We start from the raw sequence: 13,531 nt of genomic DNA on the forward strand, positions 1-13,531 counted from the left end.
AATGAATCAAACAGACGAAGATATGATATTAACAGCAGACGAGATCTTGGCAAAAGTCAATGCCTATCTGGACCAGTTGCCATACGATAGAAAACCCGCAGTGCTTTACGACCCCGTGAAATATGTCCTTTCCATCGGCGGAAAGCGCATTCGCCCTACGCTCATGCTGTTGGCCTACAATCTCTATAAGGACCATCCGGAAGACATACTGTCTTCGGCTTGCGCTCTGGAGACCTATCATAACTATACGTTGTTGCACGACGATTTGATGGATGAGGCCGAGATGCGTCGCGGTAAGGAGACCGTGCATAAGCGTTGGAGTCCTAATGCGGCCATCCTTTCGGGCGACTCCATGCTCGTCTTAGCCTACGAACGCATGCTGCAATGTGGCGAGAAGCATATGAAGGAAGTGCTCGACCTGTTTACCGAGACAGCTCTTGAGATAGGCGAGGGACAGCAGTACGACATGGATTTCGAGACGCGCAACGACGTAACAGAGAGCGAATACATAGAAATGATACGTCTGAAGACGAGCGTACTGCTGGCTTGCGCCATGAAGATAGGTGCTATTCTGGCCGATGCCTCGGCTGAAGATGCCGACAATCTGTACCGCTTCGGTGAGCAGATAGGGTTGGCGTTCCAGTTGCAAGACGACTTCTTGGACGTGTACGGCGACCCCGGAGTATTCGGTAAGGCTATCGGTGGAGACATCATCAGCAACAAGAAGACCTATATGCTTATCAATGCTTTTAACAGGGCCGATGCCCGTCAGCGTGCCGAGCTGACCAAATGGGTGGAAGCAACGGAATTTGATAAGCAGGAGAAGGTGGCTGCCGTGACTCGTCTCTACAATGAGATGGGTATCGACCGACTGGCGCTTGATAAGATAGAATATTACTTCTCACAGAGCGAGGAATATCTGGAAGCTGTGCAAGTGCCGGCCGCTCGCAAGACTGAACTGACAGCCTATGCACGTAGGATGATGAAACGCCAAAGTTGATAAAGTGCTTGTAATATGCCCTACAGACGTCTGCCGAAAACCGATAGTGCCCGCCTGAAAGCATTGAAGACCTTGTTGGACTGCAATGATATATACACTGTGCGCAATCGCTTCGTTGACTGGAAGACCATCAACGACTCGCAGACGATGTACGAACAGTTGCTCACGGCCAATTCGCAGTATCAGTTGTGCTTTCAGGCCCAGACACGGCAGACGGCCAAAGTAGATAAGGTGCAGCGCAAGGCGTTCATGTATCTGAGTCATTTCGTACAGGTATTGCTCATGTCTGTGGAGCGCGGAGAAATCAAACGGCAGCAGCTGCCGCTCTATGGACTGCCTGTAGACGCGTCGGCCCTGCCCGACATGAAGACCGGCGACAACCTTATCACATGGGGCGGAAGGGTGGTTGAGGGCGAAAAGGCGCGTATCAAGGCCGGTGGACGGCCCATCTACAATCCTACGATAGGCATGGTGTCTACCCATTATGATATTTATCGCGAGGCCTACGAGCGTCAGCAGCAGGCCCAAACCCGTACGCAGGAGGCGCAGGAAGCCCTCAAGGAGATTCGCCCGAAGGTGGATGAGGTGCTTCTGGACCTGTGGAATCAGATAGAGAAGCATTTCGAGAACGAACCTCCGGAGGTGAGGTTTGCCGAGTGCAGGAAGTTGGGTGTAGTGTATTATTATCGTCGTCACGAAGAACATCTTTATTAATTCATGGCTTATACATTTATAGATACTCACACACATTTGGATGGTGAGGAGTTCAGGGAAGACCTTTTGGCTGTCATGCAGCGTGCGCAGGAGGCCGGAGTGTCCAAGGTCTTCATTCCCGCGATAGATTTGAAATCGGTCGATACGGTGCTGGCTGTGAGCCGAGCCTATCCCGGATTCGCTTATCCTATGATAGGCTTGCATCCCGAAGAGGTGAAGGCTGACTGGCGCGAAGTGCTCGCCGAGATGAAGAAACGGCTTTGCGAGCCTCATCCTTTCATCGCTGTGGGCGAAGTGGGATTGGACTATTACTGGACTCGCGATTATGAAATTGAGCAATTGGAATGTTTCGAAGAACAGGTGAAATGGTCGATAGAATATCGCTTGCCACTGATGATTCACTGCCGGAAAGCGCAAAACGAGATGGTGAATCTGCTGAAGAAGTACAATAGGGAGCTTCCAGGTGGGGTGTTCCATTGCTTCACTGGAAACGCCCGCGAGGCCGAACAGCTGTTGCAGTTCGACGGATTTGTGCTGGGTATCGGTGGCGTGCTGACTTTCAAGAGCAGTCATCTGCGCGAAGACTTGCCGGCTGTAGTGCCTCTGGACCGAATCGTCTTGGAGACCGACAGTCCCTATATGGCGCCTGTGCCGCATCGTGGGGAGCGTAATGAGAGTGCTTTCGTGAAACTGGTTTTGCAGCAGTTGGCCGCCAGTTATGGCGTTTCGGAAGAAACGGTGGCCCTCCAGACCAATGCCAATGTGAAGCGGGTGTTCGGTATTGAATAATCTTTCACAGGTTTTTGAAGTAAATGTAGGTTTTATTTTCTTATTTCCTCGTTATTTATTAAGTTTGCAATCAAATTTTTAAATTTATATCATGACACCATTAACCATTGCAATTGTTGTTACGTTTGTCGTAGGCTATTTCTTTATAGCCATCGAAAGTTTAGCAAAAGTAAACAAGGCTGCCATCGCACTGTTGATGTTCGTAGCTTGTTGGACGCTCTTCATGCTCGACCCTGGAAGTTATATGACGGGGCTTAGCGGGCAGGCGTTGATAGACGCTGTGGGTGCAGCCATAGAGCATCATTTGGGCAGTACGTCTACAACCCTCTTCTTCCTGATGGGTGCGATGACTATTGTGGAGATAGTAGACCAGAACGGCGGTTTCAATTTCGTACGCGACAAGCTGAAGTCGAAAAGCAAGCGTGGTCTATTGTGGAAGATAGCCGTGATGACATTCTTCCTCTCTGCCATCCTCGACAATCTGACGACAAGTATCGTCATGATTATGATTTTGCGCAAATTGGTACACGAACGTAAAGACAGACTGATTTATGCTTCGTTGGTCATCATTGCTGCCAACTCTGGTGGAGCGTTCTCGCCGATTGGCGACGTTACAACGATTATGTTGTGGAATAAGGGCGTTATCACGGCATTGGGCGTCATTTCAGAAGTCTTTATACCTTCTGTGGTGTCGGTAGTCGTTCCGGCTTTGCTGTTGCAAGGAATGCTCAAAGGTCAGCTGGATGGTGCAGATGCCAAGTTGAAGTCTGATTATGAAGTACTTGATTTCAACAGCTCGCAGCGCAAGATGATATTTGCCATCGGTGTGGGCGGTCTGGTTTTCGTACCTATTTTCCGTTATCTGACCAATCTTCCTCCCTTTGTAGGTATCTTGCTTGTACTGGGTGTGCTGTGGACAACGACCGAGGTGTTCTATCGTAAGTTAGGGTCGGGAAACGAAGGTATGCAAAAGCGAGTTACCAATCTGCTGAGCCGTATTGATATGTCGACGATCCTGTTCTTCCTAGGTATTCTCATGGCTGTTGCATGTTTGGAAGAAGTGGGCGTGTTGACAGCCTTGGGTCAGGGACTGAACGACGTGTTCAATGGTAACCATTATGCTGTGACGGGTATTATCGGTGTGCTTTCGAGCATCGTAGACAATGTGCCTCTGGTGGCTGGATGTATGGGTATGTACCCTGTAGCTCCTACGGGCGACATGGCTATCGACGGTATCTTCTGGCAGCTGTTGGCTTACTGTGCCGGTGTGGGGGGGTCTATCCTCATTATCGGAAGTGCAGCAGGCGTCGTTGTCATGGGTTTGGAGAAAATCACTTTCGGCTGGTACATGAAGCACATCTCATGGATTGCACTTGTAGGATATCTTGCCGGAATCTTCTCTTATTGGATTCTTCGCAGCTTTATTATTGTAACTCCGGTATAAGAATCATATTTCGGGCTGTTCCTCGGGGGATAGCCGATAGATGAGATGTCTCATCTGATGCCCTCCCCATGCTGAATCGTTGGCGTATTGGAATCCCACTCGCCTGTAAAGATGTTCAGCATGGGGATTTCCTTTGTCTACCAACAGGCCGACTACGGGTAGATGTAAATGCGCAGCCCGATTGATGGTAGCCTTTAATAGCTGGGTGGCAATGCCTTGGCCACGATGAGATGGTGTCACACAGAGACTGTCGATATAGAGTTCGCCGGCCTGGGTCTCGTCGTCCATGTGGCTGAAATCGCGTCCGAAGGTTTCTTTGGCTGCATTGACAAAGGCTTCTCGTAAGGAGTGTAGAAGTGCGCCGTCGTATGTAATACATACCCCGACAACTCGGTTTTCGGCTGTGGTGGCTACGAGTGCATTGCGATAGCTGTACTGACTGTCGTCTCGCAAGATGAGCGAGACCATCATCTCTTGGAAGTCAGCAAGCGTGTGTGACGGTCCGGCAAAGTATTGGCAACACTCCGCATTCATGGCTTCCATGATGAGTGGAGCTATTTGTGATGCCATGTCGGGGCTTGCCTGGTGTATCTGTATTGTTTCCATAATGGATGATAGATGTATGTATGCGTTGATTGGCATAGGCAAAGATACGAAAAAAGCGAGCATCCTGATAAAGTGCTCGCTCTTATTATACCCGATTTCGGGCTAACTTCGTATCGTTTCTTCTAAATTATTTCCTGTCCACTCGTTAAGTTGTACCTCGTCAATTTCAGGCTTACTTATAGAGGATATTCCTCAAAAGCGTAGAGTACGGTGGATAGATAACGCTCTCCAGTGTCAGGCAGCAAGGCCACGATGGTCTTGCCTGCATTCTCAGGACGCTTTGCTATCTGTGCGGCAGCGTATGCGGCTGCTCCCGAAGATATACCTACGAGCAGGCCGTCTTGCTGTGCCAACTGTCTTCCGGTACGGATAGCATCGTCATTTGCTACTTGGAGAACCTCGTCAATGACATTGGCATTGTATGTATCAGGAATAAAACCAGCTCCGATGCCTTGGATTTTATGAGGGCCGGGACTTCCTCCGCTCAGTACGGGAGAGTCTGCTGGTTCTACGGCTATCACCTTCACGCCGGGGTTGTATTCCTTCAGACGCTTGCCGATACCCGATACAGTGCCGCCTGTTCCCACACCTGCTACGAATATATCTACCTTTCCGTCGGTCTGATTCCAGATTTCGACGCCGGTTGTTTCGTAGTGTTTCTGTGGGTTGGCAGGATTCAGGAATTGACCCAGAATCACAGCGCCTTCAATAGAATCGCGCAGTTCTTCGGCCCTCTTGATAGCCCCTTTCATACCATCCTTACCACTGGTGAGTTCTACTTTAGCTCCGTAGGCCTTTACCAGGTTGCGACGTTCCACGCTCATGGTTTCGGGCATGGTGAGGATGAGTTTGTAACCTTTCACGGCAGAAACCAATGCCAGCCCTACACCGGTGTTGCCACTGGTCGGTTCGATGATGGTTGCACCTGGTTTCAGGATACCTCTCTTTTCGGCATCTTCAATCATAGCAAAGGCTATGCGGTCTTTTACGCTACCGCCAGGATTGAAAGATTCTACCTTGGCAATGATAGGGTTGCCAAGTCCGTTGGCTACAGAAAACTTGTTAAGCTCTACTAATGGAGTCTGACCAATGAGGTCAGTTATTTGTTTTGCGATGTTTGACATAATGATATATTTTTGTTGTTGTGATATTCTTATAACGTTGTTTTGTAGTATTATTGTGTTTGATGGAGAGTCATGTTATTTTTATTCATCTGACTCTCCATGATTTCTTCGCTTGAATCTACTTTACGTAGTCGAAAGCTTCGTTCAAGGCATCAATAAGATCTTCCACATGTTCAGTGCCGATACTCAGTCGGATGGTTGACGGATAGATGTGTTGCTCGTTGAGTTCCTGCTCGGTCAGCTGCGAATGTGTGGTGGTGGCGGGATGGATAACGAGTGATTTTACGTCGGCTACATTAGCCAATAATGAGAAGATGCGCAGATGGTCTATGAAAGCCCAAGCTTCGTCTTGGCCGCCTTTGATGTCGAAAGTGAAAATCGAACCGCCACCCTCAGGGAATAATTCTGCATAGAGTGCATGGTCGGGATGGCTGGACAGCAACGGATGATTGACACGTTCTACCTTCGGATGAGCTGCCAGATACTCTACAATCTTCTTCGTGTTGTAGGCATGGCGTTCTACGCGGAGACTCAATGTCTCCAATCCTTGTAATAGAATCCAGGCGTTGAATGGTGAGATGGCAGCGCCGGTGTCGCGTAGGAGTACCGCGCGAATGCGAGTGACGAATGCCGCTTTTCCGGCTACATCGGCAAATACAGCCCCATGATAACTTGGTTCGGGCTTGCCTAATGAAGGATATTTGTCGGCATTGGCTTTCCAATCGAATGTACCGCCGTCTACGATGACGCCGCCAAGCGAAGTTCCGTGGCCACCGATAAACTTCGTTGCCGAGTGTACTACGATGTCGGCACCATGTTCCAGTGGACGGAAGAGGTAGGGTGTGCCGAACGTGTTGTCTACGATGACCACTGTATTGTGTTTGTGGGCAATCTCACTGATGCGGTCTATATCGGTGACGCTGGCATTGGGATTGCCGAAGGTTTCGAGGATGACAGCTTTGGTATTTTCCTTAAAGGCAGCATCTACTTCTTCAAAGTTCGACGGATCTACGATGGTGGCTGATACGCCTTGGGTGCTCAATGTGTGCTGAATCAGGTTGAATGTGCCTCCGTAGAGATTGTTGGCAGCTATGATGTGGTCGCCATTACGAGCAATGTTTTGCAGGGAGTAAGCTATGGCGGCAGCTCCTGAGGCGACTGCCAGTCCGGCTACACCACTTTCGAGCGCAGCTACACGAGCTTCGAAGACACCCTGAGTAGAGTTGGTGAGACGACCGTAAATGTTTCCGGCATCGCGCAATCCGAAGCGGTCGGCAGCGTGCTGTGCATCGTGGAACACGTAGGATGTAGTCTGGTAGATGGGGACGGCACGTGAATCGGTAACAGGGTCGGCCTGTTCTTGGCCTACGTGCAGTTGTAGTGTCTCAAAGCGTAGTTTCTTCTCGTTGCTCATAATCGTTTCCTTTCTTTTTATTTGTTATATATTTCTCTCTAATTCTCTGATGCAAAGGTACAGCGAAATTCGGAATTGTCCTATCGCATAAAAGCGTCATTTGTGCTACCATAATCATGGTATATGGTATGGTTAGGTATCTTTTATACCTATATATAATAGTATTATCAGTTTGATGACTGAATTTTCTTACATTCAAGAGAGATGTTTATAATATAATTGAGTATTTTTGTATGGACGTAAAGATGGAGGTAGGGTATAATAGAATAAGTATTTGCTCAAAGAGAAATGGACGTCTCTTCCATATATCGCTGGCGAATGTTCTCTCTCAAAAATAGAATATGATTCAACGAATTTACTGGTTGAATTAGATTCTTTTCTTGAAAATCGTACGATTAAAGTTTGTTTCGAGAATATATTCTCGTATAGAGTTACCTTAGAACATTTCAGATGGGCTAATTTTCGTTATGCTCCCCAAACGTCATCTACTTTGATAAAGGTAGAAAATTCCAACTATATCAAATGGCTTGAAGAAGCTGGGGTGAAACTGCTTTACGATTCTACATTAGATATCAGTCATTATATGTTGCAAACTACAGAACATATAATAGATGTAGCATTGTTGGCAGAGTCGTCTATAAGTATTGACGGCAATATCATATAACGAATATGAAACTATTGCGTTTGTATTTATATACAATCAATGAAAAGAAAGCCCCATCCCATTCGGTATATTAATGATAAAGGTATAAGCATGTGCATGTTTCTGTAAGGGACAAATCAATGATTACGTCAGCGAAATGTTGGTAAATGTTATTTGTGTTTTATTTCTTGGACTATATGATTTTGTTTTGTATCTTTGTCGATATAAGTATATTAATTAAAGGATTATAGATATGGAAATAAATAAGAAATTATCAGATATAGGGCTGATAGGACTTGCCGTTATGGGCGAGAATCTGGCTCTCAACATGGCCAATCATGGTTGGCAGGTGTCGGTTTACAACCGCACAGTAACAGGATTGGAAGAAGGAGTGGTAGAACGTTTTGTCGAAGGACGTGCCAAGGGCAAGTCTATTGAGGGGCATGTAGACATTAACTCGTTTGTGGCTTCGATAGCACAACCACGTAAAATCATGATGATGGTGCGTGCCGGGAATGCTGTAGACCAACTGATGGAGCAGTTGTTCCCCCTCTTGTCGCCCGGCGATATACTCATTGACGGGGGTAACTCCAACTACGAAGACACTAACCGACGTGTAGCCGAGGCCGAACGTCGAGGTTTCCTGTTTGTTGGCAGTGGTGTTTCGGGAGGTGAAGAGGGTGCGCTCAATGGTGCGTCTATCATGCCCGGTGGTAGCAAGGCGGCTTGGGAGAGCGTGAAACCTGTGCTGCAAAGCATTGCCGCCAAAGCCGAAGATGGTACGCCTTGTTGCGACTGGGTAGGTCCTCAGGGTGCAGGCCATTTCGTGAAAATGATTCACAACGGTATCGAGTATGGCGACATGCAGCTCATCAGTGAAGCCTATTGGGTGATGAAATGGATGGGCCGAATGAGCAATGAAGAGATGGCCGATGTGTTTGAAAAGTGGAACGAGGGTAAATTGCAGAGCTATCTGATTCAGATTACTGCCGAGATTCTGCGACATAAGGACGCCGACGGTACTTATCTTATCGACCATATACTCGACGCTGCCGGGCAGAAAGGTACTGGTAAATGGTCTGTCATCAATGCGTTGGAGCTTGGCAAACCGCTCGGACTGATTGCTACAGCAGTGTTCGAGCGTAGCCTGTCGTCGGAGAAATCATTGCGTCAGCAGGCTGCGACACGGTTGGATGGCGGCAAGGAGGTTGTTTCCGACCTCAATCTAGAGAATCTGTTGGACGAAGTACATGCTGCTTTGTATGCCTCGAAGATGGTGAGCTATGCACAGGGATTTGCCGTATTGCAGGAAGCATCCGACCGTTTCGGTTGGAATCTGGATATGGCCAGCATTGCACGGATGTGGCGTAACGGTTGTATTATCCGTAGTGGATTCCTCAATGACATTGCTGCTGCATACGAACAAGAGACAGATTTGAAGCATTTATTGCTGGCCCCATACTTTGCCAACGAACTGAAAGCACAGTTAAATGACTGGAAGCATTTGGTAGCCAAGACGCTCGAACGGGAGATTAGCATTCCCGCATTCTCGTCGGCACTTAATTATCTGCTGTCATTGAAGTCGGCCGATCTTTCGGCTAACATGATTCAGGCACAGCGCGACTATTTCGGTGCGCACACATTTGAGCGGAAAGATAAGGAGAGAGGGCAGTTCTTCCACGAAAACTGGACCGGACATGGTGGTTCAACGAAGTCGGGTACTTATAATGTATAAGGAGGAATACGCATGGATAATTTTGTAATGGTTATCTTCGGAGCTTCCGGAGATTTGACCAAACGAAAACTGATGCCGGCTCTGTTCTCCCTGTTTAAGGATAAACGGTTGTATGGTAGGTTCTCTGTTTTGGGAGTTTCGCGCACGGCTTACACCGATGAAGAATACCGTCGGTATATCTCTGAGCAGATACACTTGTTTGTGAAAGCGGAAGAGTGCAAGGAAGAAGAGTTGCAGGAGTTTATTGCTCATCTGCACTATCAATCGCTCGATCCGGCAAAGGCCGAGGGATATGTCGGCCTGAGAGAACGGCTGAAGGAGTTGGCACATACCGACACTCCCGACAATCTGCTCTATTATCTGGCCACGCCCCCCTCGCTCTACGGAGTCGTACCGCAGCATCTGAAGGCCGCAGGACTCAATACTAAGGGTTCGCGCATCATTGTTGAGAAGCCTTTCGGATATAATTTGGAGTCGGCCTTGGAGCTGAACCGCATCTACGCGTCGGCTTTCGAAGAGCATCAGGTATATCGTATAGACCACTTCCTTGGCAAGGAAACGGCACAGAATGTATTGGCTTTCCGATTTGCCAATGGTATTTTCGAGCCCTTATGGAATCGGCGTTACATTGACTACGTGGAGGTTACGGCTGTAGAGAATCTTGGTATCGAGAGCCGTGGTGGCTTCTATGATCAGGCCGGCGCATTGCGCGACATGGTTCAGAACCATTTGATTCAGCTCGTGGCACTGGTTGCTATGGAACCGCCATCGAAGTTTAATGCCGATTATTTCCGCAATGAGGTGGCTAAAGTGTATGATTCGCTGCGTCCATTCAGCGGTACGGATTTTGCCGAACATGTGGTCCGGGGGCAGTATATCGCTGCCGGCGATAAGAAAGGTTATCGCGAAGAACAGGGGGTAGACCCACTGTCGCGTATCGAGACATTCGTGGCCATGAGGTTGAATATAGACAACTGGCGCTGGAGCGGTGTACCGTTCTATATCAGAACAGGTAAACAGATGCCGACAAAGGTAACCGAAATCGTGGTACATTTCAAGGAAGCACCCCTCCAGATGTTCCGTGGCGAGTGCTCGGTACGTCCGTGTCCCAATCGCCTGACGCTTCGCATAGCCCCCAACGAGGGTATAGCCATGAAGATAGGAATGAAAGTTCCGGGTAGCGGATTCAATGTGCGACAGGTTTCTATGGACTTCAGTTACGACGAATTGGTCGATGCCAAGCCAATTACCGATGGCTATGCACGATTGATAGACGACTGTATTCAGGGCGATCCTACACTCTTCACGCGCAGCGATGCGACTGAAGCCTCGTGGAAATTCTTTGACCCAATCCTGAAATATTGGCAAGAGTACGGCGATGCACATCTCTATGGATACCCCGTCGGCACTTGGGGACCGCGCGAAAGTGATAAGCTGATGCACGACCATAAGGCCGAATGGACCAATCCCTGTAAGAATCTTACCAATACCGACTTATATTGCGAGCTATGATGAGAGTACATACCTACCCATCGAAGACAGACACAGCACGTGCCATCGTGAGGCGGTTATTAGCACTTATTGATGCTGCCGACAAGCCATATTTCCATCTGGCGTTGAGTGGGGGGACTACTCCTGCTCACATGTTCGATGTTTGGGCGGATGAGTTTGCTGCCCAAACCCCTTGGAAGCGATTGCGGTTGTACTGGGTCGACGAGCGTTGTGTGCCGCCAACCGATGCTGAAAGCAATTACGGAATGACCAAGAAGCATCTGTTAGACAAGGTGGCTATGCCCTCGGAACAGGTCTTTCGTATTTACGGAGAGGCCGATGCACAGGCAGAAGCAGTGAGATACGCCAGGATGGTAGCCCAATCGGGCATGCCCATGCAAGATGGTTTCCCCATATTCGATGCCATTTTGCTCGGTGCGGGCGACGACGGACATACCTCGTCCATCTTTCCTGACCGCATGGAACTGCTTCAGTCGCCACATAGTTACGTCGTAGCCGTGCATCCGACGAGTGGTCAAAAGCGTATCGCATTGACCGGCGAACCAATCGTTCGTAGTCCTCATGTACTTTTCCTGATGACCGGAGAGGGCAAGCGCCCTGTTCTCCATGATATGCAAAGCAGCGCAGATACAGGGCCGGCGGCCTATGTAGTGCATCATGCCAAGCACGAGGTCGAGGTTTTTACCGACCTTGGATAATCTTTATTTCTCCTCGGTCACTACGGCGTCTCGCTTCGATTTCGACTTCGTTACGAGCCAGACGCCGGTGAAGACGAGGACAACGGCCAATCCCTGTGACCATTTGAACACGGCGATACCGGCCAAGACACTCACCGAAACCGATACCAGGGGCTGTACGTAGTTATAGATACTCACCACCGTGGGGCGCAAGACGCGTTGTCCTATCATTGTGAGAATATAGCTCAGATATGTTCCGCAGAATACCACGAAGCCTACTTCCATCCATGTCTTTGTCTCAATGGCAGCCCATTCAGTCTGCATCACGTGCCGACCGGAGAAAGGTAGAATCATGATTGTGGCCCATAGGAACATCCACTTGTTGATGGTGAAGACAGAATATCGCTTGATAAGTGGATTGAACAGACTCAAATAGAGGGCAAAGGACAGCTGGGCTGCCATGCAAAGCAGGTCGCCACGGATGTCGCCTACCTTTGAGCTGGCTGCCGTCATGCTTGTCAGAATCAGTATCAAAGCTCCACAACATCCCAGCAATACGCCTCCGGCCTTTTTCAGGGTGATGGGTTCGTGCAGAATGATGAACGAGAGTATCATGGCAAAAATAGGCATGGAGGTGGTCATGATGCTGGCGTTGCTGGGCGAGGTGATGCTCAGGCCGATGGTATAGCAGCACTGGTTGCATACCAGACCGAACAATGCCGCTCCTGCAAACTTCACAATGTCGCGCATGGGCACATGTTCGTATTTTGTAAACAGTGACGTTATCCAGAACAGGATAGCCCCACCCAACACGCGGAACGAAACCAGGCCGATGCCATCTATCCCATGCAGCATGGCATCTTTACCTATCGGGGCCATCAATCCCCAGAATGTGCATGCACCCAGCATGCTCAGATGGGCTATGAGTGGTTTGTTGTTTGTCATCGCTATAACTTATATATTAAAAAGCGTTGCAAAAGTACGAATTTATCGGGAGGGCGTGTAGCACGATGGAATATTTTTACTAAATTTGTAGTAAACCAATTCTTAGACTGTTATGCCTAAATATGCAGACTACATAGAGCAGATAGAAATCGAGTCGCTTTGGAGTGGTGTCAAGCACGTGGTATGGAATCTGGACCGCCGGGTGAACATTCTCAGCGGCGTCAATGGTGTGGGCAAGAGTACCATCTTGAACAAAGTGCTGAAAGGCTTGAGCAGTGGGGGCGAGTTTCCCAGTCACATGCTCAAAGGAGTCAGACTGCGTGTGTCGCCCGATGATGCCCGATGGATACGCTACGATGCCATCCGTTCGTTTGACCGACCACTGCTGAATCTGGATACAGTGGCCAAGATGGAGGTGTCGCTCGCTACCGAACTAGACTGGCAGCTGTTCCAGTTGCAGCGCAAGTATCTCGACTATCAGGTGAATATTGGCAACCGTATCATCCATACTTTGCAGAACGGCGAACCCGACAGCGCCCTGAAAGCCCAGTCGTTTTCGGCCCCGAAGCAGCTTTTCCAAGACATGATAGACAGTCTCTATGCCGAAACGGGCAAGACCATCGTGCGCACTGAGAACGAGATTCGTTTCTCGCAGTTGGGTGAGACGCTCGTGCCTTACCAGCTGTCGAGTGGCGAAAAGCAGATACTGTGTATTCTTCTCACCGTCTTGGTGGAAGATAATCAGCCCTATGTGCTTTTCATGGACGAGCCGGAAGTGAGTCTCCATTTTGAATGGCAGAAGCTGTTGATAGACCTGATACTGAAGCTGAATCCCAATATCCAGATTATCATGACCACCCATAGTCCTGCCGTCATCATGAACGGATGGATGGAACATGTGACCGAAGTGACCGATATAACCCTGTAA

The 13,531-nt window shown here is 48.9% G+C and carries 13 protein-coding genes; 9 read left to right on the plus strand and 4 right to left on the minus strand.

Features of this window, described 5'->3' with window-relative positions:
• Positions 1-25: 25 nt before the first annotated feature.
• From ACZ42L_RS00280 to nhaD, 4 genes are all read left to right on the plus strand, one after another.
• On the plus strand, positions 26-1,000 hold the full coding sequence (locus tag ACZ42L_RS00280) for a polyprenyl synthetase family protein (RefSeq protein ID WP_464716959.1): 975 nt from the start codon (positions 26-28) through the stop codon (positions 998-1,000).
• A 15-nt stretch (positions 1,001-1,015) separates the two neighbouring features.
• Positions 1,016-1,714: a hypothetical protein gene (locus ACZ42L_RS00285; RefSeq protein ID WP_464716297.1), complete on the plus strand. Its 699-nt coding sequence runs from the start codon at positions 1,016-1,018 to the stop codon at positions 1,712-1,714.
• 3 nt (positions 1,715-1,717) lie between these two features.
• A complete protein-coding gene (locus tag ACZ42L_RS00290; RefSeq protein WP_464716298.1) occupies positions 1,718-2,503 on the plus strand; it encodes a TatD family hydrolase in 786 nt (261 codons plus the stop codon).
• Between the two features lie 91 nt (positions 2,504-2,594).
• On the plus strand, positions 2,595-3,947 hold the full coding sequence (nhaD, locus tag ACZ42L_RS00295) for a sodium:proton antiporter NhaD (RefSeq protein ID WP_464699683.1): 1,353 nt from the start codon (positions 2,595-2,597) through the stop codon (positions 3,945-3,947).
• Positions 3,948-3,950: 3 nt separating this feature from the next.
• Here nhaD and ACZ42L_RS00300 read toward each other — a convergent pair whose 3' ends face one another.
• The 3 genes from ACZ42L_RS00300 to ACZ42L_RS00310 form a co-directional block, all read right to left on the minus strand.
• Positions 3,951-4,553: a GNAT family N-acetyltransferase gene (locus tag ACZ42L_RS00300; RefSeq protein WP_464716299.1), complete on the minus strand. Its 603-nt coding sequence runs from the start codon at positions 4,551-4,553 to the stop codon at positions 3,951-3,953.
• A 176-nt stretch (positions 4,554-4,729) separates the two neighbouring features.
• Positions 4,730-5,677: a cysteine synthase A gene (cysK, locus tag ACZ42L_RS00305; protein ID WP_464716300.1), complete on the minus strand. Its 948-nt coding sequence runs from the start codon at positions 5,675-5,677 to the stop codon at positions 4,730-4,732.
• A gap of 118 nt (positions 5,678-5,795) precedes the next feature.
• A complete protein-coding gene (locus ACZ42L_RS00310; protein ID WP_464716301.1) occupies positions 5,796-7,091 on the minus strand; it encodes an O-acetylhomoserine aminocarboxypropyltransferase/cysteine synthase family protein in 1,296 nt (431 codons plus the stop codon).
• Positions 7,092-7,581: 490 nt separating this feature from the next.
• On the opposite strand from ACZ42L_RS00310, the gene ACZ42L_RS00315 reads away from it, so the two are divergent.
• From ACZ42L_RS00315 to pgl, 4 genes are all read left to right on the plus strand, one after another.
• Positions 7,582-7,755, plus strand: a complete 174-nt coding sequence (locus ACZ42L_RS00315) for a hypothetical protein (protein ID WP_464706307.1) — start codon at positions 7,582-7,584, stop codon at positions 7,753-7,755.
• 232 nt (positions 7,756-7,987) lie between these two features.
• Entirely contained in the window at positions 7,988-9,469 is a 1,482-nt protein-coding gene (gene gnd / locus ACZ42L_RS00320) for a decarboxylating NADP(+)-dependent phosphogluconate dehydrogenase (RefSeq protein WP_464716302.1), read from the plus strand.
• A 12-nt stretch (positions 9,470-9,481) separates the two neighbouring features.
• Positions 9,482-10,981: a glucose-6-phosphate dehydrogenase gene (zwf, locus tag ACZ42L_RS00325; RefSeq protein WP_464716303.1), complete on the plus strand. Its 1,500-nt coding sequence runs from the start codon at positions 9,482-9,484 to the stop codon at positions 10,979-10,981.
• Positions 10,981-11,679 (plus strand): 6-phosphogluconolactonase, encoded by a 699-nt coding sequence (pgl, locus tag ACZ42L_RS00330; protein ID WP_464716960.1) that lies wholly within the window; start codon positions 10,981-10,983, stop codon positions 11,677-11,679. The genes zwf and pgl overlap by 1 nt, the downstream gene beginning before the upstream one ends.
• Before the next feature lie 3 nt (positions 11,680-11,682).
• Here pgl and ACZ42L_RS00335 read toward each other — a convergent pair whose 3' ends face one another.
• Positions 11,683-12,603: a DMT family transporter gene (locus tag ACZ42L_RS00335; protein WP_464703056.1), complete on the minus strand. Its 921-nt coding sequence runs from the start codon at positions 12,601-12,603 to the stop codon at positions 11,683-11,685.
• Between the two features lie 112 nt (positions 12,604-12,715).
• Here ACZ42L_RS00335 and ACZ42L_RS00340 point away from each other — a divergent pair, with 112 nt between their 5' ends.
• Entirely contained in the window at positions 12,716-13,531 is an 816-nt protein-coding gene (locus ACZ42L_RS00340) for an AAA family ATPase (protein ID WP_464716304.1), read from the plus strand.

Source organism: Prevotella mikamonis (genome assembly GCF_055381405.1).